Here is a 26,493-nt window from a genome sequence, read left to right on the forward strand (position 1 = left end):
ATCTGGAATCACACCTTTTTCTGGAACTGCATGAAACCGCAAGGCGGTGGCGAACCCTCAGGTGCGCTGGCTGCGGCCATCAATGCCAAGTGGGGTTCCTATGCGGCGTTCAAGGAAGCATTCGTCAAGTCCGCCGTGGGCAACTTCGGATCCGGTTGGACCTGGTTGGTGAAGAAGGCCGACGGTTCGGTCGACATCGTCAACATGGGCGCCGCCGGCACGCCGCTGACAACGACCGACAAGGCTTTGCTGACCGTTGACGTGTGGGAGCACGCCTACTACATCGACTATCGCAATCTGCGTCCCAAATATGTCGAAACTTTCCTTGACAAATTGGTCAACTGGAGTTTTGCGGAAGCCAACTTCGCCTGAAGTTCAGGTTTGATCGAAAAAGCCGCCTGCGGGCGGCTTTTTCGTGCGTGTGAGAGGCCTTACCTGGATTGAAACGGTCGTCCGCCGAGCCGGAAGCCGGCTTTGATGCCTTTTTTGGCGAACCAACCCTGGTTCATTTCCAGCACATAACGGACTGGCTGCGCTGAGCAGTGCGAATCGGTGGTCTGCGGCTTCATGTCGGCCAGATTAACGATGGTGCCATCGTCCGCGACAAAGGCGGCGGTCAGGGGTAGCAAGGTGTTTTTCATCCAGAAGCACTGCTCGCTGGCTTGTTCAAAGACGAACAGCATGCCTTCCGATGGCGGCATATCTTTGCGAAACATCAGCCCGGTGGAGCGTTGCTCGGGGGTGGCCGCCACCTGCGTGTCGATCACATGGATGCCAGCCGAAAGTTTGACCCGGGGCAGTTCCAATTGCGGTGCATTCTGAGCCTGGCTTGTATTGCCCAAAGTGGCAGCCAGTCCAAGAAGCAGCATCAAAAAGTGTTTCATTGCTCTATGTTGCCGTAACTATGACGGCCGCCATGGTAATTCAGTCACAAAAAAATGCCCGCTTAAGCGGGCATTTTGAGCCAGTCCAGAAGATTTACTTCTGGGATTGGTCTTACTTGGCAGCAGAAGCGGCAGCCTTCTTGGCGGGAGCCTTTTCAGCCTTGGCAGCAGCCTTCTCGGCTTTGGCAGCCTTGGCAGCAGCGGCCTTTTCAGCCTTGGCAGCCTTGGCAGCGGCAGCCTTTTCAGCCTTGGCGGCCTTGGCAGCAGCAGCCTTTTCAGCCTTGGCAGCCTTGTCGTCAGCCTTGGCGGCAGGAGCGGCGGCAGCGGGTGCAGCTGCAGCAGGAGCGGCGGCTGCGGGAGCAGCAGCTTTAGCAGGAGCAGCAGGAGCTTGAGCGAAAGCGCCAGCAGCGAAGAGGCCAGCAACCAAAACGGCGAGAAGTTTGTTCATTTTCAATTTCCTTGAGATAACGTTATTTCAAAAATTCCCCTCCATGGATTGGAAGGCTTGTTCGTAACGGGTTTGGTTTACCGTCGGTTGACAGAAATCAGCAATTTTTTGGGACTAAAATTCAAGCACGCCTTCAAACCAGCCTGAAACAAGGATTTTCGTTTGGTTTTGGCATCGATCAAAGCGTAAATTGAACCCACCAACGGAGAACCAGCTACTTATGTATCAGCACATCAAGGTGCCCTCAGCAGGCCAAAAGATTACCGTCAATGCCGACATGTCCCTCAACGTGCCTGATCAGCCCATTATTCCCTTCATTGAAGGCGATGGCACTGGTCTGGACATTACGCCGGTGATGCTGAAGGTGGTTGATGCGGCGGTCGCCAAGGCTTACCAAGGCAAGAAAAAGATCCACTGGATGGAAGTCTATGCCGGTGAAAAATCGACCAAGGTTTATGGTCCCGACGTCTGGTTGCCGGCAGAAACCTTGCAGGCGCTGCGCGAATACGTGGTTTCCGTCAAGGGCCCCCTGACGACGCCGGTCGGTGGCGGTATCCGCTCCTTGAACGTGGCCTTGCGCCAGGAACTTGACCTGTATGTTTGCCTGCGCCCGATCCAGTACTTTGACGGCGTGCCCAGTCCGGTGAAAGAACCGCAAAAGACCAATATGGTGATCTTCCGTGAAAATTCGGAAGACATTTACGCTGGCGTCGAGTTCGAAGCCGAGTCCGACAAGGCCAAAAAGCTGATCAAATTCCTGATGGAAGAGTTGGGCGTCACCAAGATCCGTTTCCCGAACACCTCGGGTATTGGCATCAAGCCGGTGTCGCGTGAAGGTACCGAGCGCCTGGTACGCAAGGCACTGCAATACACCATTGACAATGACAAGCCCAGCCTGACCATTGTGCACAAGGGCAATATCATGAAGTACACCGAAGGTGGCTTCCGTGATTGGGCCTACGGCCTGGCACAAAAGGAGTTTGGCGCCGAGTTGATTGACGGCGGACCATGGTGCAAATTCAAGAACCCGAAAACGGGCAAGGAAATCATCGTCAAGGACTGCATTGCCGACGCGTTCCTGCAACAAATCCTGCTGCGTCCGGCCGAATACAGCGTGATTGCCACCTTGAACCTGAATGGCGATTATGTTTCGGACGCCCTGGCTGCGCAGGTCGGCGGCATTGGCATCGCCCCAGGCGCCAATTTGTCTGATTCGGTGGCCTGTTTTGAAGCCACCCACGGCACGGCACCGAAGTACGCGGGCAAGGATTATGTGAATCCGGGCTCCGAAATTCTCTCGGCCGAGATGATGCTGCGTCACATGGGCTGGACCGAAGCGGCCGACTTGATCATCAGTTCCATGAAGAAGTCCATCAACAGCAAGAAAGTTACCTACGACTTTGCCCGTTTGATGGAGGGGGCCACGCAAGTCAGTTGTTCGGGCTTTGGTCAGGTCATGATCGACAACATGTAAAACTCCCTGCTGCCGTTGGCGAAGTCCTGCTTCGCCAGCACGGTAACCGCTCCGGCTGGCTGGCCGAGAGCGGTTTTTTTATGCTTGTCGCTTGAATGTTGAAAACCTGCCACCAGTTTCAGTGAGCGCTGCGGTGCGCCGGTGCGCTCGATAGAATGAAAGCATGGCAAGCAAATCTCCCCAAATTCCACCGGTTTCACCGACGCGTCAGCCCGACCGGGATGATGGCGGCTCGGTGGTACTTGAGCGACGCACCCAGAAGGTTCAGCCGCCGCAGATGTACCAGGTGGTGATGCTCAACGACGATTACACGCCAATGGAGTTTGTCGTCGTGGTGATCCAGGAATTTTTTGGCAAGGATCTGGAGGTGGCGACGCAAATCATGCTCAAGATTCATCTGGACGGCCGGGGTGTTTGCGGGGTTTATTCGAGGGATGTGGCAGCCACCAAGGTGGACCAGGTTCTGGATGCGGCAGCGAAGGCGGGGCATCCCCTGCAATGCATCAGCGAGCCGGTGGAAGCTTGAAAATTGGGCGGACCGGCTGCAGTTATACGAAGCGAACAGGCGCGAGATCCCGGTGAGTGGCAGGATGTTGGAAGTTTGCCAGCGCCGTGCCGAAGCGGTTGGATGACCTCGCTTCGGAATTAATATTGAAATCAGATTACAGTTAAACATCAAAGCAAGGCAAAAAGGAAATCACATGATTGCCCAAGAATTGGAAGTCAGCCTGCACATGGCGTTCGTCGAGGCGCGCCAGCAGCGGCATGAGTTCATCACGGTGGAGCATCTGCTGCTCGCACTGCTGGACAATCCCAGCGCTGCGGAGGTACTGCGCGCCTGTTCTGCCAATATCGACGATTTGCGCAAGTCCCTGGCCAACTTCATCAAGGACAACACGCCTCAGGTGGCCGGTGCCGACGATGTCGACACCCAGCCTACCCTGGGTTTTCAACGCGTGATTCAACGCGCCATCATGCACGTGCAGTCCACCGGCAGCGGCAAAAAGGAAGTCACCGGCGCCAACGTGCTGGTCGCCATCTTTGGCGAGAAGGATTCGCATGCGGTGTATTACCTGCATCAACAGGGCGTGACGCGGCTCGACGTGGTCAACTTCATTGCCCACGGCATCAAGAAAAACGATCCCACGGAAACCGCCAAATCGAGCGAAAACCCGGCCGAGGGCGAGGAATCTGGTGGCGAAAAGAGCGAGAAGCAGTCGCCGCTGGAGCAGTACACGCAAAATCTGAACCAGCTTGCCAAGGACGGCAAGATCGATCCGCTGATCGGGCGCGAGTACGAAGTCGAGCGCGTCATCCAGATTTTGTGCCGCCGGCGCAAGAACAACCCCTTGCTGGTCGGTGAAGCGGGCGTTGGCAAGACCGCCATTGCCGAAGGTCTGGCCTGGCGCATCACGCAAAAGGAAGTGCCGGAAGTGCTCGCCGAATCGGTGGTTTATTCGCTCGACATGGGCGCCTTGCTGGCCGGTACCAAATACCGGGGCGATTTTGAGCAGCGACTCAAAGGCGTGTTGAAATCCCTCAAGGACAAGCCCAACGCGGTTCTGTTCATCGATGAAATTCACACTTTGATCGGTGCCGGTGCGGCCTCCGGCGGCACCCTGGATGCTTCCAATCTGCTCAAGCCGGGTTTGAGTTCGGGCGCCCTCAAATGCATTGGCGCAACCACTTTTACCGAGTACCGCGGCATCTTCGAGAAGGACGCCGCGCTGTCGCGCCGGTTCCAGAAAATCGACGTGGTCGAGCCGACCATAGAGCAGACCGTTGAAATCCTGAAAGGTCTCAAATCCCGTTTTGAGGAGCATCACAACGTCAAGTACGCAGTGGCCGCCTTGCAGGCGGCGGCCGAGTTGAGCGCCAAATACATCAACGACCGCCATTTGCCGGACAAGGCGATTGACGTCATCGACGAAGCCGGTGCCGCGCAGCGCATTCTGTCGCCCTCCAAACGCAAGAAGATCATCAGCAAGGCAGAGGTGGAGGAAATCGTGGCCAAGATTGCCCGTATCCCGCCGGCCAATGTCTCGAATGACGATCGCGGCAAGCTCAAGACGCTGGACCGGGATCTCAAGAACGTGGTGTTCGGTCAGGACAAGGCGATTGACATGCTGGCCTCGGCCGTGAAGATGGCACGCTCGGGCCTGGGCAAGGGCGACAAGCCGATTGGTGCCTTCTTGTTCAGCGGCCCGACCGGGGTTGGCAAGACCGAGGCCGCCAAGCAACTGGCCTACATCATGGGTATTGATCTGATCCGCTTTGACATGAGCGAGTACATGGAGCGTCATGCGGTCAGCCGCCTGATCGGCGCGCCGCCAGGCTACGTCGGTTTTGATCAGGGCGGATTGCTCACGGAAGCCGTCACCAAGAAGCCGCATTGCGTGCTGTTGCTCGATGAAATCGAAAAAGCGCATCCCGACATCTTCAATGTGTTGTTGCAGGTCATGGACCATGGCACCTTGACCGATAACAACGGGCGCAAAGCGGATTTCCGCAACGTCATCATCATCATGACCACCAATGCCGGTGCCGAGACCATGAACAAGTCGGTCATGGGATTCACCAACACGCGCGAAGCCGGCGACGAGATGGCCGACATCAAACGCCTGTTCACACCGGAATTCAGGAATCGGCTGGACGCCGTGGTCAGCTTCAAGGCGCTCGACGAGATCGTCATCATGCGCGTGGTCGACAAGTTCCTGCTGCAACTCGAAGCCCAGTTGGCCGACAAAAAAGTGGACGTCACCTTCACCGACAAGCTGCGCAAGCACCTTGCCAAAAAAGGCTTTGATCCGCTGATGGGCGCGCGGCCGATGCAGCGCCTGATCCAGGACACGATACGCCGCGCACTGGCCGATGAACTGCTCTTCGGTCGACTCACCGACGGTGGCCGCCTGACGGTCGATGTGGACGACCAGGACGAAAGCAAGACCGAGGTCTTGCTCGATATTCAACCCCTGCCGAAGAAGGAAGGCCGCTCCAAGCCCGAGGCACAAGAGGTGGCGGCTGGATAGTGGTCGATTGAAGCCGCTGCGGTCCCTGTTGGCTTGGCTGCCGGCTTGGTCAGCGCTGTGGGCGGCGCTGCTGCTGGCCGGCTGTGCCTCGACTCCGCTGCCCAGTCCCGTGCCGCAACCCCTGCCGGCGGCGCCGGCAGTCGTCAGGAAGCCGGCCAAAATTGGCTTGGTCCTGGGCGGTGGCGCGGCCCGCGGCTTTGCCCACATTGGGGTCATTCAAGTGCTCGAAGAAGCCGGCATTCGGCCCAGTCTGGTGGTCGGCACCTCGGCCGGAAGTCTGGTTGCCGCCTTCTATGCCAGCGGCAAGACCGGGCCCCAGTTGCAGCAGGTGGCCGAAAGCATGGAAGAGGCCACGTTTGCCGATTGGACGCTGCCCATTTTCAGTCGTGGCATGTTGCGCGGCGAAGCCTTGGCACGTTATGTCAGCGCGCAGGTCAATGGCCGGCTGATCGAGGGCATGCCATTGCCGCTGGGCATTGTGGCGACCGATCTCAACAGCGGTGAAGGGGTGCTGTTTCGGCGTGGTGACACGGCCACCGCAGTACGGGCCTCAAGTGCTGTGCCGGCCCTGTTTCAGCCGGTCAGGATAGCGGGGCGAGAGTATGTGGACGGCGGGCTGGTGTCGCCGGTGCCGGTGCGTTACGCGCGCCAGATGGGGGCGGAGGTGATCATCGCGGTCGACATTTCCGACACCCCCGAAAGCAATAGCGCCAGCGACACCTTGCAGATTCTGCTGCAAACATTTTCCATCATGGGCAAAAGCATCAACAGCTTTGAACTGCGCAACGCTGATGTGGTGGTGCGTCCTTCATTGCTGGGTGTGGCGAGCTCGGACTTTGCGGCGCGCCGGCGCGCGATTGTGGCCGGACGCGTCGCCATGCAGGCCTTGTTGCCGCAGTTGCGCTCTGCCATGCAAGCTCACGAGTCTGAAGCCAAGCCGGGACGCTGACCTGTCAGCTGAGCGCGAATGATCCGATGGGCTTGCAGGGCCAGTGATTTTCGGTTCTGACCGCGTGTCGGGATGCGCTCCCCAAACTGGACCCGCGTTTTGATGCCGGGCTGGGCCATCACCGTTCTCAGCGAAGCTACCAGCGTCATGTCTCCTGTGAACAGGGCGGCTTCGCTGGGCCGGCCGGTAGCGCTATCCAGGTACTTCAAAGTTACTGGTTGAACGTGGCTGTGGGCCTTGATCGCGCTTTCAAAAATGTTGGCATGAAAGTGCGCCAGATCCGAGCCATCGCTGCTGGTGCCCTCCGGGAATGCGATCACCGGATAGCCCTGCTGGAGTGCCGCCAGCGCGCTCTCGATCATGCGCCGGGCCGACTGCCGTGACGAACGCTCGACAAAAATGGTGGCGCAGGCCTGCGCCATCCAGCCGACCAGCGGCCAGCGCCGGACCTCCGCCTTGGCCACAAACACGCCCGGCAACAGCGACTGGAGCACCAGGATGTCAAGCCACGACAGGTGGTTGGCCACCATCAGTCCGGCACAGGGCGCGGGCAGCGGTCCATCGCACTGGACTTCCACCTCCAGAATCAGCAGCACATTCTTGGCCCAGCGCTGAATTTGCCTGAGCTTGTCGTCCCGCTCAAGCCGTGGAAACAGCAGCCACAAAACCAGAGTGGCACGGAAGAATTCAAGCGCCAGCCGCAACAGCTTGACGAGCGGAAAACCGCCTGCATCGGTGATCGGCTCGGCGCTGGCAGGCGCTGCGGGCAAGGGTTGGGAAAGCATCAGTTACGCAGCCGTGATGACAAGTACTAGAAGTGAGCGCGTCGGCTCTGCAGGCGGCAACGCTGTAACGCAAGGAATTCGAGCACCCCCCAGACCAGGCAGGCCGGGATGGCCATGACGCGAAAGAAGGCGGCTTTGTGGAACATGGTTGGAGCACTGGAAGCTGTGAACTGGGTAGCTGCTCAAGTTAAACGCTTTGTGTGACGGCTTCGTGTCAGTGCCAAATTACGACGCCAGCAGGCTCAAAGTTTGCCTGCGCCGCTGCGGCGCCTGTATGCTTCGCGACCATGCCGATCGTCTTGCACCCACGCACCCCAAGTCACCGTGACCCCGGCTAGATTACCCGAACTGGTGGCGCTGGAGCGCATCATCGAGTTGGGCGCCGGTTGGCTCGAATCGCGCGTGGTCTGTGACGTCAAATTGCCGGGTGGCGGCAGCTACCCGGTGCACGTCATCACCTTGGGCAACCCGGCGCGCGAGCTACCGGCGGTGGGTTATTTCGGTGGCGTTCATGGCCTGGAGCGCATCGGTACCGGTGTTGTGATTGCCTACCTGCAAAGCCTGGTGATGCGCCTGCAATGGGACAGCACCTTGCACCAGCAGCTTGAATCGGTGCGCCTGGTTTTCATGCCCATCGTCAACCCCGGCGGCATGGCGCTGGGCACCCGCGCCAACCCCAATGGTGTCGACCTGATGCGCAACGCACCGGTGGAAGCCAGTGACCCGGTGCCTATTCTGGTTGGTGGGCAGCGCTTCAGCGCCGGCTTGCCCTGGTACCGCGGCCGCAAGAACAAACCGATGGAAATCGAGAATCAGGCGGTCTGCGATGTGGTGAGCGCCGAGTTGCTGACGCGCGACTTCAGCCTGAGCGTGGACTGCCATTCGGGCTTCGGCAGCAGCGACCGGATCTGGTTCCCCTATGCCCACAAACGCGCGCCCATCGCTCATCTGGCGGAGATGCACGCGCTGAAAAACATTTTTGTGCAGTCGCACAGCCATCACCGCTACATCATCGAGCCGCAAAGCCTGCAATACCTGGCGCACGGGGATCTGTGGGACCATTTGTACCTGCAGTCCTGTGCACAGCCGCAGCGCGTGTTCCTGCCGCTGACGCTGGAGATGGGCTCCTGGCTGTGGGTCAAGAAAAATCCACGCCAGTTGTTCTCGCGGCACGGCATTTTCAACCCCTTGATCGAGCATCGGCAACAGCGGGTGCTGCGTCAGCACCAGTTGCTGCTGGACTTCCTGTCGAGAGCGGCTTGCGGCCACCGGCTATGGCTGCCTGGTCCTGCAACCCGCGGCTCGCAGCACGCGCAGGCCTTGCAGGACTGGTACTGACGGCAGCCGGCCGCTGGTAAAAACCTGAGTCCCCCATGCTTCCAAAATGTGGTCTTCCTTTATTTCTTCTGCTGTTGTCATTCGTCGGCGAGGCGCGCGTATCGCCAACTTGCGCGGCCACCATCGACCAGCTGAGAAGCCTGCTGGGCGATCAAACCTTTCCCCTGCGATGGGAAGAAACCACAATGGACGACGGCAAGCCCTTGCGGGTGTCGATTCTTGAAAGGAACGGTTCACTGCTGCTCGAATTCATCAAAAGCAAAGAAGGCCTTTGGGCCGAGAGTGGCGGCCTCATTTGCCGAGCCGGCCCAGATTTCGAAATCCGTTTTACAGCGGAGCAAATTCGCCTGGGTCCGGCGGCCAACTGGGTCTGGCGCAGTCTGTTGGGAAACGGCGGCACCTTCACCCTGACGAAGCTCGGTTCGGAGCAATTGCGAATTGCCGCCAGTGGCTGGAGCGGTACTTTTTCTGCCGCGGCGAAGAAAAGTCTTCAATTGCCAGGCGATCCCTAGGGGAAAGCACCTAGCCGTGTAGTAATTCCTTGTTACCCCAGCACTGCAGGGGCGTCGCAAACTGGCAGTCCCAACTTTTCAGGAGATTGTGATGGGCAAGAAAATTCTCATGCTGTGCGGCGACTATGGCGAGGACTACGAAACCATGGTGCCGTTCCAGACCCTGCTGGCGGTGGGTCACACGGTGCACGCGGTTTGCCCCGACAAAAAGGTCGGCGACTACGTGATGACGGCGATCCACGACTTCGAGGGCGCACAGACCTACAGCGAAAAACCGGGCCACCGCTTTACGCTCAATGCCAACTTTGCCGACGTCAACAGCGCCAACTACGACGCGCTGCTGATTCCGGGCGGCCGTGGCCCCGAGTATTTGCGGCTCAACGCCCGGGTGCTGGCCATCACCAAGGAGTTTGCCGACGCCGGCAAGCCGATCGCCGCCGTCTGCCACGGCGCGCAGGTGCTGGCCGCCGTGCCGGGCATCATCCGCGGCAAGCGCATCAGTGCCTACCCGGCGTGCCGGCCGGAAGTGGAACTGGCCGGCGCCGTCTTCGCCGAGATTGCCATCGACGCCGCCGTCACCGACGGCCAGTTTGTGACGGCACCGGCCTGGCCGGCGCACCCGGCCTGGTTGTCGCAGTTCCTGGCCTTGTTGGGGACCAAAATCTCGCATTGACGGCGCTGGCGGCAAAGCAGCCCCGGGCGTATGCTCGGGGCTGTATTTCCCGCTGTGCCAAGGAGACCGGTATGTGCCAAATTTTTGTCCGCGCCAATCCGCAAAGCTATGAAGCCACCACGCGCAGCATCCGGCTGCACGGGGTGGTGACCAGTGTTCGCCTGGAAAACCTGTTTTGGGACACGCTGGAGGAAATTGGCGCCCGCGATGGCATGAGCGTGCCGCAACTGCTCTCCAAGCTCTACGACGAACTGCTGGAGCACCGCGGCGACATTCCCAATTTCTCCAGCTTCCTGCGCGTCAGTGGACTGCGCTACCTGGCCTTGCAGGTGGACCAGCGCATCCCCAGCGATCTGAGCATACCGATACGCTCGCTCAACGCGCATGCGGTGCTGCGCGGTGTGCGTCCCAGTCTGGTGGATGCCGCGGCGAGCTGAGGCTCATCTTCCCAGCCGTCTGCCAGCCGGGGCTGCTGGCCAGGGCGTCCCCGGCAAAGTCTGACTTCAGTGATGTAAGTTAAGGAATACCTAAGAAAGCCGGTTTAAGCTGGTGCCACTTCGTTTCGCAGGAGGGGCTTGACGCTGTGACCTCACTCCATCTGTTGCTCTGGATCGTTGGCGGCATCCTGCTGCAACTGGCCGTTTATCTGAGCTTTGGCTTCTGGCGCCATTGGTTGAACTACCTCGCCCTTCGCAGCGGCGCAACGGAGATCCGTCTTCCAGCCGAGCCACTGACCAGCGATGACGAGCCGGAGCCGGCCACGCCGGCCTGGTCCGGCTTGCGCAGCTTCAGGGTTGAGCGCAAAGTGGCCGAGGACGCCGCCCAATCGACTTGTTCCATTTACCTGGTGCCGCAAGACGGCTTGCCCCTTGCCCCCTTTCAGCCGGGGCAGTATCTGACTTTTCATCTTGATCTGCCTGGCGTCAGGGGTACCACCGACACCATCATCCGTTGTTATTCGCTGTCCGATGCGCCTGGACCGAACGGCTACCGGGTATCGATCAAGCGGGTTTTGCCACCCACCGGCAGCCGGCTTCCGGCCGGCCGCGCGTCGAACTTCTTGCACGATCAGATCGAGGTCGGCAGTCTGCTGCAGGTGCGCGCTCCGGCCGGTCATTTTTGCCTGGACCGCAGCGACGCGCCGGTGGTGCTGATCGGTGCCGGCATCGGCATCACGCCGCTGCTGAGCATGCTCAAGAGCTGTCTGACCGAACAGCCGGGACGCGAGCTGTGGTTGTTCTACGGCGTGCGCAACAGCCGCGAGCTGGTGCTGAAATCAGATCTCCAGGCGCTGGCCGCGGTGGCTCCGAATTTTCAGTTACGGATCTGCTTCAGCGCTGCGCTGCCGCAGGACCAGATCGAGCGCGACTACCGGCACCGTGGCCGCGTCGATGTTGATCTGTTGCGTCGCCAACTGCCACTCAAACCCTATCACTTCTACCTTTGCGGCCCGACAGCGATGCTGGAATCCCTGGTGCCGGCACTGGAAGACTGGGGTGTGCCAGACAACCGCATTCATTACGAGGCCTTCGGTCCGGCGTCCATCCCACGCCAGCGTTCGACGCAGCCAGCAGCAGCGGCCGGCAAGCAACATGAGGACCAATCCGCTGGCGTGGTCGTCAGCTTCGCACGCTCCGGCAAACAAGTGCCGTGGCAGGCGGCCAGTACCACCTTGCTGGACTTGGCCGAGGCCCATGGCGTGGCAGTGAGTTCCGGCTGCCGCGCCGGCGGTTGCGGCAGTTGCCAAACCACCATCCTGGCCGGTGAGGTGGCCTATCGCCAGACACCCGATTTCGATCCGGAGCCGGGCACTTGCCTGCTTTGCGTTTGCACGCCAAAGAGCAACCTGACCCTGGAGTTGTAAATGAAGATATCGCTCTGGCGCAAGCATGTACTGCCTTTTGCCCTGTTGCTGGGCCTGCTGGTGGCCATCACCTTGGCCGGTGATTACGCTCTGCACCGGTTTAACCTGGTCTGGGTCGGCCGCTATCTGGGGATTCCGGGAACGCTTTTGATCATCGGTTCGCTGGTTTATTCGATGCGCAAGCGCAAGTACATCACGGCCGGAGATCCCAAATCCTTGTTGCAGTTCCATGAGTTCACTGCCTGGCTAGGCTCGTTGATGGTCCTGCTTCACGCCGGCGTGCACTTCAATGCCTTGTTGCCCTGGCTCGCCACGGCGGCCATGGCCGTCAACGTGGTCAGCGGCATGGTCGGCAAGCTGTTGCTGGACCGGTCGCGCCGCCACGTGCAGGGGCAACGCGAACAGTTCCAGTTGCGCGGCCTGTCCAAGCCCGAAGTGGAGCAAGCGGTGTTCTGGGACGCCGTCACGGTCGAGGCCATGACCCAGTGGCGCAAGGTGCATATCCCGATCTTCATCGTTTTTGCGCTACTGGCACTGGGTCATATTCTCAGCATCTTTTTATTCTGGGGCTGGCGATGAACCGAATGGTCAAGATCGTTCTGGCGCTGAATCTGGCCGTGCTGACGCTGCTGGTGTTCGTCTATCCGCATCTGATGGTAGGCCCGGGCAAGTTGATTGCCGGACACAAACAACTGGAGGGCGATTGTTTCGCCTGCCACGCGGCGTTCACCGGCGCCGACTCCCGGCGCTGCGTCACCTGTCACAAGCCGGCCGACATCGGTCGCCTGACGACCGCCGGCCTGGCCGTTGTCAAGCCGCGCACCGCAGTCCCGTTTCACCAGAAGCTGATCAATCAAGACTGCGTCGCTTGCCATAGCGATCATGCAGGCGTCAAGCGCTACCAGTTGGCCGGTGGCTTCAATCATGCGCTGCTGGTCAAGGAAATGCGCGACCAATGCCAGTCATGCCACAAGACGCCCATTGACTCCTTGCACCGACAGATCAGCGGCAATTGCCTTCAGTGCCACACGCAGCAGAAGTGGACACCGGCCAGCTTCGACCACAACAAGTACTTTGCCCTGGATGGCGATCACAGCACGGTCTGCGTCACCTGCCATCTGCGCAACGATTACAACCGCTACACCTGTTACGGCTGCCACGAACACACAGCCGCCAATATTCGGCGCAAGCACATCGAGGAAGGCGTCGGCAAGTTTGACAATTGCGTTGAATGTCACCGCAGTGCCAACAAACATGACATCAAGGGCGGCGAAGGAGAGGGCACAGGACAGCGCAAGAAGGAGCACAAGGAAGACGATTAACGCTTGCGGCGCCACTGCCCAGGATCAGTCTGTCAACCCGCCAGCCAGGCGCCCAGCCAGACCGCCCCTATCATCAACAACAGCCCTGGCACGATGCAGGCGGCGTAGCGCAGGCCGCCGGACCTGAAGGCCACCAAGGCCTTCATCAAGGTGTTGCTGCTCAAGCCCAGCAGAATCGGCCCGACCGCCTGCGCGCTCGAAATCTTGTTGGCGGCTGCCAGCGAGGCGACCGACGCCGCCGTCGCATGCGCGTCGGCCAGGCCGGTCACCGCGGCGCCCAGCAGCATGCCGCGCGACCCCAGCCAGGCGTTGAGAGCGGCCGACAGAAGCAGCACGCAAGCCACCAACACGGCAAACGAGGCTGCCGTTTTCAGTTCGAACGCGCGCCCCGCGTCCTGGTCTGGCGTGTTGGCGCTGCCGCCGGGCAAGCCCCACAGCATGAACAGCAGCCCGTACAGGCCGGCCGCCAGACCGCCGAAGGTCAGCGGCAGCACCAGCGAATTCAACAAGGGGGCCCGGATCAGGCCGATCACCACCGTCATCTGAAGGATGGTGGCAATCGACGAGAGCAGGGCGCCGGCCACCGCCCCATTCCTCAGGGCGCCTTGTTTGGAAGCGCGTTCACCCATGGCATAGATGGTGGCGGTGCTGGAGACAAAACCGGCGGCAAAGCCGGCCAGCGGCAAGCCGTAGCGCGGCCCGACCGAGCGCATGGCGACATAGCCCAGTGCGCTGATCGCCATCATCAGCACGACCAAGCCGGCCATGGCCCGCGGATTGAGCGCATCGAACGGGCCTATGAAGCGGTCCGGCGCCAGCGGCAAGACAATCAGCGCGACCGCGGAAAACAGCAGGATGTCGTGCAGTTCCTGCGCCGTGAGGACGCTGCGGACAAAGTGGTGCAGCCGGTCGCGCGCCGCCAGCAGCACGGCCAGCAAGGCCCCGATGGCGGCCGCCAGCGCCGAATCCTGGATCGCCAGACCGCCCAGCAAGCAAGTCAAAAGCAGCGCGAACTCGGTCGTGATGCCGGGGTCCAGGTCGCACGTCCGCCGGTAAGCGACCCAGGTGCCGGCGCCCACCAGCAGCGCGATTACCGCCAGCAGCAGGCCGCCACCCAAAATGACGCCCACCGCGCCCAGCAGCGCCGACACCGCAAAGGTGCGGATGCCGGCAGCGTTGCGCGTCGGACCGCTGCTCTTGCGGCGTTCACGCTCGGCGCCAATCAACAGGCCGATGCCCAGCGCGACGCAGAGACCGAGCAGGGTGGAGGAGTCGGCAAAGCTGGAAATTTTCAGGATCCTTTCGTTTCTCGAACGGACCGCAGCAGTATAGGCGGTGCATCCGAGTGCCATTCGGGCGTTTTAAGGACTACTTAAGCTGAACCTCGTGTAATCAGCGACCAGGGTCGCTTGTAAAAAGGAAAATTATGAAATGTCCAATTTGTACCACTGTCGATTTGCTCATGACGGAACGTCAGGGTATTGAAATCGATTACTGCCCGCAGTGCCGCGGGGTCTGGCTGGATCGGGGGGAACTCGACAAAATCATTGAGCGCAGCCTGCGCGAATTGCCGCCACCGGCCGTTGCCCCGGCAGCGCAGGTTGCGCGCCCGGCGCCCCAACCCTACGATGGCGGTCATGGCTATCGCGACGAACACCACGATGATCATCATGGTTACCGCGGTAAAAAATCAATCTGGAAAGAATTGTTCGACTGAAGGCACTGGCCCAGCCGCCATGGCAGCAAAGCGGCTCGGATCGGGGACGCAATCGCACCGACTGTAGGCAAGAGAACGGAAACTGGTTCCGACACCCAAGGAAGTCGGCTGAGGTAGCTCATTTCCTGCGATTTGATGTCGACTTCATGGCTCCAGGAACGGAGCCGGGGGTAAACTCAAATCCGCATCACCTACTTGCCAAAAGAGCCCTCTCCATGTCCCTCGAAAAAGTGTCTGAAATGCTGAAAAAGCAGAAGCTGGTTGAAGACATGGTTCATGGTCAGAGCATGCCGCGCCAGGACATTGTTGAAACCCTGGTGCAGCGCCAACATCTGGCCGAACTGCACAAGCTGATGACCGAATTGCCGGTGGGAGAAATTGGCAGCATTCTGGAGGCCTTGCCGGTGGCCGAGGCGAGGCTGCTGTGGGAGCAGATCCCGGCCGCTCGCCAGAACGATGTGCTGTGGGAGGTTTCCGACAGCCGTCGGGAACAGTTGGTCGGCAGTCGGGAACCAGCCTTCGACGAAAGCCAGATGAACGCTTTCGAACTGGTGGAGGGGCGGCTGCGCCAAATCCCGATTGAAAGCCGCAAGAATCTCGAAGGGGTGAAACCGATCTGGATCGATCTGCTGGGCGCCACCAAGGCGGAGCGGGCCTACGTGGGGGCCCATTTCGGCCTCACGCTGCCCGATCCCGGCGATGTCACCGACCTGGAGGTGAGCTCGCGTTATCACATCGAGGAGAACGGCGAAATCCACCTGCTGTCCAATTTTCTGCTGGACCGCGAGGGCAATTCGCGCAGCGTGCCGGTGGCTTTTATCGTGCACCAGGGGATTCTGTTTTCTCTGCGCAATGAAGAGCTGCCGGTGTTCCGGCTGCAGCGTCGCCGGGCGCGGACCCAAGTCGGCTATGTGACCGACTGCACCGACGTGCTGCTGGACCTGTACGGGGCCGATGTCGAATACTCGGCCGATTCGCTGGAAGACATTTACACCACCCTGGGCAAGGTCGGGCGACAGGTGTTGAGCGAAACCATCAGCGACGGCGAAGCGGCGGCGATTCTGGGCGACATTGCCGAAGAAGAGGATCTGAATGGCCGCATCCGGGGCAACATTCTGGACACGCAGCGCGCCATCAACTTCATGATGCGCAGCCGGATCTGGTCGCCGACCCAGTTCGACGACGCCAAGCAGGTGTTGCGCAACATCGAGTCCCTCAACAGCCACACCTCGTTCCTGTTCGACAAGATCAACTTCCTGATGGACGCCACCATCGGTTTCATCAACATCAACCAGAACCGGCGCATCAACCAGCTGACTATTTTTGGCGTGGTCTTCATGCCGATCAATATTCTGGCCGGCATCGGGGGCATGTCGGAATTTTCCATGATGACCCAAGGCGTTCCCTGGCCGCTGGCTTACGGCGTGTTCCTGCTGGGCGCCAGCCTGATGGGCGGGGCGACTTACGTGGCCCTGAAGCATTTCGAAAAAAGACAGGTCAGGGTCGGAAAAATTGGACCGGCAAGAGCCCAGCCCAAAGAATAGCGACTTGACAAAAGTCGAGCCGGCCTGAGCGGCCATGCCGGCGCCGGGCCAGACCGTCCGGGATCGTCAACACCCGTCCCGCCGCGCTGCCTGGCGGACCCCACCTGACTTGAATGCCGCCCGCGCTCTCGGTGCCGGCCCCGGACACCCTCCTTGTTTTCAGCACACCGCAAACAGCACTGGCAGCGGGCAATCGATGTCACGCAAATGCCATGAAGTTGCCATAAAGCGGTCATCAATGGGCCGCACCATCGGGAGCTGAAACTACAAGGAGAAAGAAATGAAAGAACTGCCCAACCCGACCTTCGCTTTGTCCCCGCTGTCCTTGCCCAAGGGCTTGCGGCGTCGCCCACTTTCATTTTTTGGCAACTCGAACCCGGCACCCATGGCGCCGGATGAGCGTGGCAGTCTCAGCGTTTCGTGGGCCAAGCACGCCGACGAAGTGCGTCAGGCGCAGCGTTTGCGGTTTCGCGTTTTCGCCGATGAAATGGGCGCTCGCCTGAACACCAGCGTGGCCGGGCACGACATCGATTTGTTCGACAGCTACTGCGAGCACCTGCTGGTGCGCGATCAACTCACCCAGGAGGTGGTCGGGACCTACCGGCTGCTGACACCGGCGCAGGCGCGGCGCGTCGGCAGCACCTACAGCGACCTGGAATTCGATCTCACCCGGCTGCGCGGTCTGCGCGAGAGCATGGTCGAGCTGGGGCGCAGCTGCGTGCACCCCGACTACCGCCACGGCGGCGTCATCATGGCTTTGTGGGGCGCCCTGGCCGAGTTCATGGTGCGCAACCAGCTCGACACCATGATCGGCTGCGCCAGCATCCCGATGCTGCACAACGGCATCGTCAGCGGCGACGTGGCGGCCAGCATCTGGCAGCAGCTCAAGACCACGCACCTGGCACCGATTGAACACCATGTGCGCCCGCGTCTGCCGCTGCCGGTGGAGCGACTGGACTGCGCCTTGGAGGTCGAGCCGCCGGCCCTCATCAAAGGCTATCTGCGCCTGGGCGCCAAGGTGCTGGGGGCGCCGGCCTGGGACCCCGATTTCAACACCGCAGATCTGCCCATGATGATGCGTATCAACGATTTGCCAAGCCGCTACCGCAAGCATTTTCTGGGTGCCTGATGCGCCTGGCTTTCGACTTCATGGCGCCGCTGGTCAGCGGCGGCCGGCCAGCGCAAGCCGACGATCCGGACGATGTATTGACGCACCGGCGCTACCGCGCCATCTTCATTTCCGACCTGCATCTGGGCACGCCCGGCTGCCAGGCCGCTGCCTTGCTGGAGTTCATCAAAGCCCACCCCAGCGACTATCTGTACCTGGTCGGCGACGTGGTGGACGGCTGGCAGTTGCGGCGTCGCTGGTATTGGCCCCAATCGCACAATGACGTGGTGCAAAAACTGTTGCGCCGGGCCCGCAAAGGCTGCCATGTGGTGTATGTGCCGGGCAACCACGATGAGTTCGCCCGCGGCTTTATCGGACACCGGTTCGGCGGCATCGAAGTGGTGGACGATGCGGTCCACCGCACTGCCGATGGCCGCAGCTTGTGGATCACCCATGGCGACTACTTCGATGGCGTCATCCAGTGCGCCAAGTGGCTGGCCTATCTGGGCGACAACCTGTATGAATTCACGCTGAAACTCAATCGCCATCTGAATTACTGCCGGGCTCGCCTGGGTTTGCCCTACTGGTCGCTCTCGGCCTACCTCAAACACAAGGTCAAGAAGGCCTTGAACTACGTCACCGAGTTCGAGCAGGCGGTGGCGCACGAGGCCAGGCGCCGCGGCCACCATGGCGTGGTGTGTGGCCATATTCATCGCGCCGAAATGCGCGACATCGACGGCATCCTGTACTGCAATGATGGCGACTGGGTCGAGAGCCGCACGGCGCTGGTCGAGCACTTCGACGGACGCCTGGAATTGCTGCACTGGGCGCCGCTGCCGGAAGCCGCCAAGCAAGGCCTCAAAGCCGGGGCGCTGACGGCATGAGGATCGCGTTGGTCACCGATGCCTGGCAACCGCAGATCAATGGCGTCGTCACCACCCTGGTCGAGCTGGTGCGCCAGATGGAAGACATGGGCCACCGGGTCGGGGTGATTCATCCGGGCTTGTTCAAGACCCGCCCCTGCCCCGGCTACCCCGGCATCGACCTGGCGATTCGTCCGGCCCGGGGCCTGTGCCAGATGCTCGAAGCCATGGCGCCGGACGCCATTCACCTCGCCACCGAGGGTCCCCTGGGCTGGGCGGCACGGGCCTACTGTGTCAAGCACAAGTTGGCGTTTACCACCGCGTTTCACAGCAAGTTTCCGGAGTTCGTCCATGCCGCGCTGAAAATTCCGGTGGGCCTGGGCTATGCCTTGCTACGCCGCTTCCATAAGCCCTCGTCGGGCGTCATGGTGCCCACGCAAGGGGTTTTGCGCATGTTGCAGCGGCGCGGTTTCAGAAACTTGCGCGGCTGGACGCATGGTGTGGACATGCGTCTTTTTCGCTACCACGAGCAAACCCTGAATCATCCTGCGCTGAGCACACTGGCGCGGCCGATTTCCCTGTTTGTCGGACGCCTGTCTTATGAAAAGAATATCCAGGCATTCTTGCAACTCGATATTCCGGGCAGCAAGGTGGTGTGCGGCACCGGACCGCAGGAAGCCGTCCTGAAAGAACGCTATCCGCAAGTGCGCTGGCTCGGCATCCTGCGGCGCGACCAACTGGCCCAGGTTTACGCGGCGGCCGACCTGTTCGTCTTTCCCAGCCGCACCGATACTTTCGGTTTGGTGATGCTGGAGGCCATGGCCTGCGGCACGCCGGTGGCGGCCTATCCGGTGGACGGACCGACGGAAGTGGTGGGGCAGGGCGATGGCACGGCCAAGGGCGGGGTGCTGCACGAAGATCTGGCGCAGGCCTGGCAGCAGGCGCTGGCGTTGCCGCGCCACGAAGCGCGCAGCCGCGCCCTGGAGTTCACTTGGGAACATAGCACGCAACTGTTTTTGGCGCATCTGGTCCCGCTGCGAAAGCCAATTCCAGTCCAAGCAGGGGTCCAACAATTTGATAGTTGTCACACAACTGACATCAATTGAGTCAACAATAAGTCATTTATTTGTAATAAACAGGCTGGTCAGCTCATGTCTCCATCCCTTCATCAGCCGAAATTGACGCAGCCCACCGCTGCCAGTGTGACGCTGCTGGACCGTGATCACAGCATTCTGGCGTTCAACGAGCGGGTGCTCAATTGGGCTTACCGCAAGGATGTTCCTCTGCTGGAGCGGCTGCGTTACCTGTGCATCGTGTCGTCCAATCTGGACGAATTTTTCGAGGTCAGGGCGGAACCCCATCTGGCGGCGAAGCAGCGCAAGGACGAGCGCGGCGCCTTCTCGGTCGAGTCGTTTGAAAAGCTGGCGGAGGCGGCACACACCCTGGTGGCGCGCCAGTATGCGCTGTACAACGACGACTTGATGCCGACGCTGGAGGCGCAGGGCATCAAAATCATTTCCCACGGCGATCGCAACCCGGCGCAGCGGCGCTGGGTCAAGCAGTACTTCGAACGCGAGGTGCGGCCCCTGCTGCTGCCGGTCGGGTTGGACCCCTCGCATCCGTTCCCCCAGGTCGCCAACAAGTCGCTCAACTTCATCGTGCGCCTGGGTGGCCGCGACGCCTTTGGCCGTGAGAACGAGATTGCCATCGTCAAGGTGCCGCGCGTGTTGCCGCGCATGATCCGCATGCCCGACAAGGTCTCTGGCGACAGCGCCTTGTTCGTCTCGCTGTCGAGCGTGATTCGGGGCCATCTGGCGGAGTTGTTTCCGGGTCGCGATGTCGGGCAATTCTCCCAGTTCCGGGTGACCCGCCACTCGGATCTGGCGGTCGACGAGGAGGACGTCAAGAATCTGCGCACGGCCTTGCGGCAAGGCTTGCAACACCGCAATTTCGGCGAAGCGGTGCGGCTCGAAGTATCGGCCGGCTGCTCGACCCATCTTTCGGATTTTTTGCTGAGGCAATTCGATTTGCCGGAGGGTGCCCTGTACCGGGTGCCGGGTCCGGTCAATCTGGTGCGCCTGACGCAATTGATCGACCTGGTGCATGCGCCCAAGCTGTGCTTCCCCACCTACCGGGCTTGCTATCCGACGCAACTGACGCCCGGCGCCTCGTTTTTCGAGCGCCTCAAGCTGGGCGATGTCTTCATCCACCAGCCGTTCGAGAGTTTCGACGGTGTGCTGGCATTTTTGCGCGAGGCCGTGAATGACCCGCAGGTACTGGCGATCAAGCAGACCATCTACCGCACCGGCACCGACTCCGAGCTGATGGACTTGCTGCGCGAGGCGGTGCGGCGCGGCAAGGAGGTGACCGTGGTGGTGGAGCTGAAGGCCCGCTTTGACGAAGAAGCCAACATCAACTGGGCCGAGATGCTTGACTCCATCGGAGCCCAGGTCCTGTACGGCGTGGTGGGCCTGAAAACCCACGCCAAGATGATGCTGGTGACGCGCCGCGAGGGCAAGCAGCTCAAGCGCTACGCGCATCTGTCGACCGGCAATTACAACCCCCGCACGGCACGCCTGTACACCGATTGGAGCCACCTGACGGCCGACCCGGCACTGACCACCGATGTGGAAAATGTGTTTGTCCATCTGGCCAGCCACAGCCGCTTGCCGCAACTCAACCAGGTCTTGCTGGCACCGTTTTATCTGCACCTGGAGCTGATCGGGAAGATCAATGAAGCGGCCCAGGTGGCAGCTGCTGGCGGCGTCGCTCGAATCGTTGCCAAGATGAACGCCTTGACCGACGAGGCCTTGATCCAGGCGCTGATCGAGGCCGGCCAGAAGGGCGTCAAGATCGACCTCATCGTGCGTGGTGCCTGCATGTTGCCGGCGCAACTGCCGGGCCTGACAGACAACATCCGGGTGCGCTCCGTGATTGGGCGTTTTCTGGAACACTCGCGGGTTTTTTACTTTCGCCGCGACGCGCTGGAAGAGCTTTATTTGTCCAGCGCCGACTGGATGAACCGCAACATGATGCGCCGGGTCGAACTGGCCTGGCCGGTGACCGATCCGGTACAGCGCCAGCGCATTGTGGAGGAAGATCTGATTGCCTATCTGCATGATGGCGTCGATGCCTGGGATTTGTTGCCCGATGGCAGCTACGCCCGTGTTACGGCCGAGGGCCGGCGCCCGGCACATGGGGCACAAGCCGCCCTGATGGCGCGCTACGCCGGACACGACGACGCACGGGGTGACTGACATGGACCTGGTCTTGTGGCGTCACGCGGAAGCACAGGAGTGGGTCGTTGGCTGCGATGACATGGAGCGCTCGCTCACTTCGCGCGGCGAAAAACAGGCGGCGCGCATGGCCGGCTGGCTGGACCGCCAACTGCCCGAAAGCACGCGTATTTTTGTCAGCCCGGCACGCCGCTGCGAACAGACGGCGCTGGCCCTGGGCCGCAAATTCAAGATCAGACCCGAACTGGCACCCGGCGCCAGTGTCGCCCAGTTGCTTGAACTGGTGCAGTGGCCCGAGGCCAAGGGCACGCTGCTGGTGATAGCCCATCAACCGACGCTGGGCCAGACCATTGCCCAATTGATCGGCTTGAGCGTGGCCGAATGCTCGGTGAAAAAAGGCGCCGTCTGGTGGCTGCGCAACCGGGAGCGGGAAGCGCACTCGCAAACCGTGGTGGTCACGGTGCAGTCACCCGAAGTGCTTTAGCCTATTGATGCTTCCGGAATTCACGACACCGTTGCACGAGAACCGATGCAACGTTGTCATTGCGGGCTTGACCCGCAATCCATGGATGCCGGATGTTGAAACCCCGGACCCGATCCGGGGCCGGCATGACAGTGTCTCGTCTTTTGGACGTCATGATTTACGAAAACCTCAATAAGCCCTCAGTTCACGCGCGTAATCCGGTCCAGTGCCGGCGCGTTGACGATGCCTTTGACGCGGAAATAAAGCTTGGCCACCACCGAATCGATGTCACCGGTCTGCAGCTTGCTGCCTTGCCGTAACAGGCTGAAATTGTCGCCGCCGCCGGCCAGGAAATTATTCACCGTGATGCGGTAGCTTTGGTCCATCTCGATCGGCACGCCATCGAGCTTCATGGAGTTGGGCACGATGCGTTGACCGGTGCCCGGCGCCGCCCCTTCGGGTTGGCTGGCATCCCAGGCATAACTGAAGCCGCGGGAGACCGACAGGATGCGACCGCCCGGCAGTTGCGGGCTCTCCCATTGCTGTTCCAGCAAACGCAGCAGTTGCCGGCCCGTCAAGTCCATGCTCACCAGGTTGTTGTTGAACGGCAGCACATTGAACAACTGGCCAAAACTGACGCTCAGGCTGGCGCTCAGATCGGCGCGCACACCGCCCCGGTTGGTGAAGGCAATCTGCGCCGGCCTGGCGCCGTCAGCGGAGCCCGAGGAGCCGGCCAGAAAAGCATCGGCAATGACCGCGCCCAGGGTGTATTCTCCGGCCGCGTTGGCCTTGCGATCCAGCGGCGCCGCGAGGCGCCCCACCACCACATCGCTGATGGAGGCCGACAGGTCGCCATAACGGGCTACCACCCGGTCGATCGCCGGGTCGCGCTTCAGGGCCTGGTATGGGGCCGGCCGGGGCAGCGCTTGGCCGCTGCTGTCTTTCACTCCCACGTCATTGAGCACCAACTGGTTGTTGGCGTCCTTGGCGATCACCTTATGGGTCAAGCGGTCGACCGTGAGATCGATCTTGGTCAGCAGACGGCCATACGAGCCCCCTTGCGTGATGAGCTTGCCGTCCGGGCGAAAGCAGACGTACTCCTGGTGCGTGTGGCCGCTGACGATCAGGTCGACGGCCGGATCCATGCGGTCGGACAAGCCGACGATCTCGCCGCTGAAGCCCGGACAGGACTTGTCCAGCAGTGTTTTCGCCTTCGTTTCGCCGCCCTGGTGCAGCAGCACCACGATCACCGTGACGCCTTGCTCCCTGAGCCGCGGAACCAGGCGATTCACCGTTTCGACTTCATCGTCGAACTTCAGACCCGCGACACCGGCCGGGATCACCATGCTGGGCGTTTCTTTCAGCGTCAAGCCGATGAAGCCGATCTTGACGCCGGCCAGGCTGCGAATGGCATAGGCCGGAAACAAGGTGTCCCCGCTCTGTTGGTCAACCACATTGGCCGCCAGGTACTGAAAGCCGGCGCCCTTGAACTGACCGTTGTTCATGCAGGTATCGACGCCGATGACCCCGGCGCTGCCATCCGCCGTTTTCGGAAAGCAGCCGCCTTTTTGCAGGCGCAACAATTCGGCGCGGCCCTTGTCGAACTCATGATTGCCGACGCTGGAGATATCGAGTCCGATCTGACTCAAAATATCTATCGTCGGCTCATCGTGAAACAGGCCCGAAGTCAGTTGCGAGGCGCCTACCATGTCGCCGGCGGCCAGCACCAGCGTCTGCTCCGGGTTCTGTTGCTTCAGACTGTGCACCAGCGTCGACAGGTAGGCGGCGCCTCCCACCGACACCCGGGCGCCAGCCGCGTGGGCCGGGTCCGGCACCAGCACGCTGCCCGGTGGCGGCAGGATGTTGCCATGAAAGTCGTTCAAGGCCAGCAGCGAGAGCGTGATCGGCGCGCTGGCTGCCGGGTCCGTGGCCAGGGCCGGATGGGAAAGGCCGGCAAGGGCCGCCAACAGGCAGGCAGCGACCTGCCAAGCCCGGCGGGCGGCTAGTGACTTGAGCATTGCGAAACTTCCGTGGTCCGTCATCGGATCGATATTAGCTGCTTAGAAATCGGTGCGCAGGGTGAGCGAGACAAAGCGCGGTGCGCCCACGTAGTAGTAAGGCGTGCTGCCGCCGGCACCCAGTGCCCGGGTCGTGAACAGACTGCCGCTGGGGGAGTTGATGTTCACGGAGTCCCGGTTGAACAAGTTGACGACATTGAGTTGAATGCTGGGCTTCTTCAGGAAAGCGGTGTCGGCAAAGCGGTAGCCGAGCGTGCTGTTCACCAGTGTTTTGGCGTCCACCGCTTCGTCGTTGACCAGGGTCGAGTAGCTTTTGCCGGTGAACTTGGTCTCCACATTGCCGTACCAGGGGCCGCTGGCGTAGCTCAAACTCAGGCCACTGAGCCATTCCGGGGTATCGGGCATTTGTTTGCCGGTGGTTGCCTCGTAGCTGCTGGCACCGGTGCGCAAATCGCTTTGCATCTTGCTGCTGGTGTAGGACAGCGATCCATAAACCGACCAGTTGGCATTGAGCTTGTAGCCTGATTCCAGCTCGAAGCCTTTGGTCTTCACGTCACCGACGTTGATGTCGATGGACAGGCCGGCCACCGGGTCATAAGCGCGGGCTTGGCGGTTCTTGAAGTCGATGTAGTACAGGGAGCCGGAGAAGGTCCAGGCATCGCTGGCGTAACGGTAACCCAGGTCCAGGTTGGTGGAGGTCTCTATTTCCATGACCAGATTGCGCAAGGTCGCGCCGGTCAGGACGCCATTGACCATGGTGCCACCGCTCAGCAGCCCGCCATAAATGAAATTGCCGGGCGCCTTCATGTTGCCCGCCAGGTTCATGAAAAGCTGTTGCTGCCCATCCAGCGCATAGCGCGCGCCCAGGCTGGGCAACACCTTGCTGTAAGTCTTGCTGGCGCTGTAGTCGGCGCCTTGCCCGGAGCCTTCGTTGGCAAAGTTGTTGAACTCACGCTTGATGGCGGAGTTGCGCACGCCCAGTTGCAGGTTCAGCTTGTCCTGCAACAGGTTGATGCTGTCTTGCAGAAACAAGGAGGTGCCGGTGCTCACCGTCAATTGGTCACGTCCCTGGTAAATGCCGCCGCTCTGGCGCCTCAGGTACAGGTCCGAATTTTCCAGCCAGCGATCGGCCGAGTTGCCGTTGCTGTCGATGGTGACCGCTGGCTGGGTCTGGAAGTGGCGCGCGCGCTCGACCCAGTAGCCGGCCAGCAGGTTGTGATTGTCGAGGCGGGCGTTGGCCTTGAAAGTGATGCCGGGACGGTAGGTGCGGGTGACCGAACTGCGGTACACCAGCACTGTGTCCAGCGTGTCGCCGTCGCCGTTGATGTCGCGCACGCCGTTGCCCAGCAAGGTGCCGGCATTGCCTTCTTTCAGGGCTGCCAACTGGCCGCCGCCGGTGCCGTAGCCGTACCAGAAATAAGGCTCGGCCGAGATGGAGGTGTCCTTGCTGGTCTTGTATTCCGCCTTGCCGGTCCAGAGGTAGTTCTTGAACGGGTTGATGTTGAACTGATAGTAGCCGTCGGCTGGCACCGCTTCCACCTGAGCCGTGCCGGCCACCGGTGCCAAATGTGTCGGCGGCGTTGCGCTGAAGTCCAGTTGCCGGCCCGAGGCGGCGATTTGCGCGTAGCTCAAGGTGCGGAAATTGTTGTTGATGGCGTTGTTGTAGAGAAAGCTGGTGGAGGCAAAGAAACGGTCGTTGGGCTTGAACTCGGCGCCGAAGTCGATGTGCTCTTTGTCGGCCTTGCCGGGACCCTTGAACTTGTCGGCTTTTGTTTTGGAGTAGGAAATGAAGGCCTTGGCCCTGTCGCCGGCAAATTTGCCGCTATCCAGGCGCAAAAAGGTCTTGGAGTAGTTCAACATTCCCAGTGACTGGGACAGCCGAATGCCGAACTTGTCAGCCGGTGCGCAAGTGACCATGCCGATGTTGCCGCCGGAGGCGCCGACGTGCGGTGCCTCGGTATCGGTGGAGCCCTGGGTGACAAATATTTCGCACAGGTTTTCGGAATCGCTGTACTCCTGTGGGTAGACCGAGAAGCTGCCCGAGTCGTTGACCGGCGCACCGTTGATGGTGAAGCCCATTTGATCGGAGTTGGCGCCGCGCACCCGCAGGCCGCCGCCGAACAAGCCGGTGGCGTCGTTGCTGAAGGTGTTGACGCCGGGCAGCAACTCGATCGCCTGGTAGGAATTGCTCGACGGGTTGAGTGTTTCCAGGTGCGCCCGATTGACCGAGCTGCGCGCCTTGGGTGTGTCCTCTTGCACGATCAAG

At 60.9% G+C, this 26,493-nt stretch carries 26 protein-coding genes; 19 read left to right on the plus strand and 7 right to left on the minus strand.

Going from position 1 to position 26,493, the window contains the following annotated elements; genetic code table 11:
- A partial coding sequence (locus PHS32_RS21565; protein WP_301081461.1) for a Fe-Mn family superoxide dismutase occupies nt 1-372 on the plus strand: 372 nt, incomplete at its 5' end.
- Nucleotides 373-431: 59 nt separating this feature from the next.
- Here PHS32_RS21565 and PHS32_RS21570 read toward each other — a convergent pair.
- Entirely contained in the window at nt 432-869 is a 438-nt protein-coding gene (locus tag PHS32_RS21570) for a DUF192 domain-containing protein (RefSeq protein WP_366143500.1), read from the minus strand.
- A 127-nt stretch (nt 870-996) separates the two neighbouring features.
- Entirely contained in the window at nt 997-1,332 is a 336-nt protein-coding gene (locus tag PHS32_RS21575) for a cell envelope biogenesis protein TolA (RefSeq protein ID WP_301081463.1), read from the minus strand.
- Nucleotides 1,333-1,552: 220 nt separating this feature from the next.
- Between PHS32_RS21575 and icd the strand changes: the two genes are divergently transcribed.
- On the plus strand, nt 1,553-2,806 hold the full coding sequence (gene icd, locus PHS32_RS21580; RefSeq protein WP_301081465.1) for an NADP-dependent isocitrate dehydrogenase: 1,254 nt from the start codon (nt 1,553-1,555) through the stop codon (nt 2,804-2,806).
- Here the strand turns inward: icd and PHS32_RS21585 are convergent.
- Complete coding sequence (locus tag PHS32_RS21585; RefSeq protein ID WP_301081467.1) at nt 2,782-2,976, minus strand: hypothetical protein; 195 nt, start codon at nt 2,974-2,976, stop codon at nt 2,782-2,784. The genes icd and PHS32_RS21585 overlap by 25 nt on opposite strands.
- On the opposite strand from PHS32_RS21585, the gene clpS reads away from it, so the two are divergent.
- From clpS to PHS32_RS21600, 3 genes are all read left to right on the plus strand, one after another.
- Nucleotides 2,970-3,332, plus strand: coding sequence for an ATP-dependent Clp protease adapter ClpS (gene clpS, locus PHS32_RS21590; protein WP_301081468.1), 363 nt, complete (start codon nt 2,970-2,972; stop codon nt 3,330-3,332). The genes PHS32_RS21585 and clpS overlap by 7 nt on opposite strands.
- A 175-nt stretch (nt 3,333-3,507) precedes the next feature.
- The gene (clpA, locus tag PHS32_RS21595; protein WP_301081469.1) at nt 3,508-5,835 is read left to right on the plus strand and encodes an ATP-dependent Clp protease ATP-binding subunit ClpA; all 2,328 of its coding nucleotides are present in this window, start codon (nt 3,508-3,510) and stop codon (nt 5,833-5,835) included.
- A gap of 16 nt (nt 5,836-5,851) precedes the next feature.
- Nucleotides 5,852-6,784, plus strand: coding sequence for a patatin-like phospholipase family protein (locus PHS32_RS21600; protein WP_301081490.1), 933 nt, complete (start codon nt 5,852-5,854; stop codon nt 6,782-6,784).
- Here the strand turns inward: PHS32_RS21600 and PHS32_RS21605 are convergent.
- Nucleotides 6,754-7,569: a lysophospholipid acyltransferase family protein gene (locus PHS32_RS21605; RefSeq protein WP_301081470.1), complete on the minus strand. Its 816-nt coding sequence runs from the start codon at nt 7,567-7,569 to the stop codon at nt 6,754-6,756. The two genes, PHS32_RS21600 and PHS32_RS21605, sit on opposite strands and share 31 nt — an antisense overlap.
- A 324-nt stretch (nt 7,570-7,893) precedes the next feature.
- Between PHS32_RS21605 and PHS32_RS21610 the strand changes: the two genes are divergently transcribed.
- From PHS32_RS21610 to PHS32_RS21640, 7 genes are all read left to right on the plus strand, one after another.
- Nucleotides 7,894-8,907, plus strand: a complete 1,014-nt coding sequence (locus PHS32_RS21610) for a M14 family zinc carboxypeptidase (protein WP_301081471.1) — start codon at nt 7,894-7,896, stop codon at nt 8,905-8,907.
- 35 nt (nt 8,908-8,942) lie between these two features.
- On the plus strand, nt 8,943-9,419 hold the full coding sequence (locus PHS32_RS21615; protein WP_301081472.1) for a hypothetical protein: 477 nt from the start codon (nt 8,943-8,945) through the stop codon (nt 9,417-9,419).
- A 91-nt stretch (nt 9,420-9,510) separates the two neighbouring features.
- Entirely contained in the window at nt 9,511-10,092 is a 582-nt protein-coding gene (locus PHS32_RS21620; protein ID WP_301081474.1) for a DJ-1/PfpI family protein, read from the plus strand.
- 71 nt (nt 10,093-10,163) lie between these two features.
- On the plus strand, nt 10,164-10,529 hold the full coding sequence (locus PHS32_RS21625; RefSeq protein WP_301081475.1) for a ribbon-helix-helix domain-containing protein: 366 nt from the start codon (nt 10,164-10,166) through the stop codon (nt 10,527-10,529).
- 146 nt (nt 10,530-10,675) lie between these two features.
- The gene (locus tag PHS32_RS21630; protein WP_301081476.1) at nt 10,676-11,956 is read left to right on the plus strand and encodes a 2Fe-2S iron-sulfur cluster-binding protein; all 1,281 of its coding nucleotides are present in this window, start codon (nt 10,676-10,678) and stop codon (nt 11,954-11,956) included.
- The gene (locus PHS32_RS21635) at nt 11,957-12,535 is read left to right on the plus strand and encodes a hypothetical protein (protein WP_301081477.1); all 579 of its coding nucleotides are present in this window, start codon (nt 11,957-11,959) and stop codon (nt 12,533-12,535) included. It begins immediately after the preceding gene.
- Between the two features lie 5 nt (nt 12,536-12,540).
- Complete coding sequence (locus PHS32_RS21640; RefSeq protein ID WP_301081478.1) at nt 12,541-13,278, plus strand: cytochrome c3 family protein; 738 nt, start codon at nt 12,541-12,543, stop codon at nt 13,276-13,278.
- Between the two features lie 32 nt (nt 13,279-13,310).
- Here PHS32_RS21640 and PHS32_RS21645 read toward each other — a convergent pair whose 3' ends face one another.
- Nucleotides 13,311-14,630 carry an MgtC/SapB family protein gene (locus tag PHS32_RS21645; protein ID WP_301081479.1) on the minus strand — a complete coding sequence of 440 codons (1,320 nt, stop codon included), beginning with the start codon at nt 14,628-14,630 and terminating at the stop codon, nt 13,311-13,313.
- A gap of 74 nt (nt 14,631-14,704) precedes the next feature.
- Here PHS32_RS21645 and PHS32_RS21650 point away from each other — a divergent pair, with 74 nt between their 5' ends.
- From PHS32_RS21650 to PHS32_RS21680, 7 genes are all read left to right on the plus strand, one after another.
- Nucleotides 14,705-14,995, plus strand: a complete 291-nt coding sequence (locus PHS32_RS21650; protein ID WP_301081480.1) for a zf-TFIIB domain-containing protein — start codon at nt 14,705-14,707, stop codon at nt 14,993-14,995.
- Between the two features lie 215 nt (nt 14,996-15,210).
- The gene (locus PHS32_RS21655) at nt 15,211-16,539 is read left to right on the plus strand and encodes a magnesium and cobalt transport protein CorA (RefSeq protein ID WP_301081481.1); all 1,329 of its coding nucleotides are present in this window, start codon (nt 15,211-15,213) and stop codon (nt 16,537-16,539) included.
- Nucleotides 16,540-16,819: 280 nt separating this feature from the next.
- Entirely contained in the window at nt 16,820-17,668 is an 849-nt protein-coding gene (locus PHS32_RS21660) for a GNAT family N-acyltransferase (protein ID WP_301081483.1), read from the plus strand.
- Nucleotides 17,668-18,531 (plus strand): UDP-2,3-diacylglucosamine diphosphatase, encoded by an 864-nt coding sequence (locus PHS32_RS21665; RefSeq protein WP_301081484.1) that lies wholly within the window; start codon nt 17,668-17,670, stop codon nt 18,529-18,531. The genes PHS32_RS21660 and PHS32_RS21665 overlap by 1 nt, the downstream gene beginning before the upstream one ends.
- Nucleotides 18,528-19,616 (plus strand): glycosyltransferase family 1 protein, encoded by a 1,089-nt coding sequence (locus PHS32_RS21670; RefSeq protein ID WP_301081485.1) that lies wholly within the window; start codon nt 18,528-18,530, stop codon nt 19,614-19,616. The genes PHS32_RS21665 and PHS32_RS21670 overlap by 4 nt, the downstream gene beginning before the upstream one ends.
- A 45-nt stretch (nt 19,617-19,661) precedes the next feature.
- Complete coding sequence (ppk1, locus tag PHS32_RS21675) at nt 19,662-21,767, plus strand: polyphosphate kinase 1 (RefSeq protein WP_301081486.1); 2,106 nt, start codon at nt 19,662-19,664, stop codon at nt 21,765-21,767.
- Nucleotide 21,768: 1 nt separating this feature from the next.
- Entirely contained in the window at nt 21,769-22,230 is a 462-nt protein-coding gene (locus PHS32_RS21680; protein WP_301081487.1) for a histidine phosphatase family protein, read from the plus strand.
- Nucleotides 22,231-22,409: 179 nt separating this feature from the next.
- Here PHS32_RS21680 and PHS32_RS21685 read toward each other — a convergent pair whose 3' ends face one another.
- On the minus strand, nt 22,410-24,227 hold the full coding sequence (locus PHS32_RS21685; RefSeq protein WP_301081488.1) for a bifunctional metallophosphatase/5'-nucleotidase: 1,818 nt from the start codon (nt 24,225-24,227) through the stop codon (nt 22,410-22,412).
- Nucleotides 24,228-24,269: 42 nt separating this feature from the next.
- The coding region (locus tag PHS32_RS21690) for a TonB-dependent receptor (protein ID WP_301081489.1) at nt 24,270-26,493 on the minus strand (2,224 nt) is incomplete at its 5' end.

The organism is Rhodoferax sp. (assembly GCF_028714215.1).
GTDB lineage: Bacteria > Pseudomonadota > Gammaproteobacteria > Burkholderiales > Burkholderiaceae_C > Rhodoferax.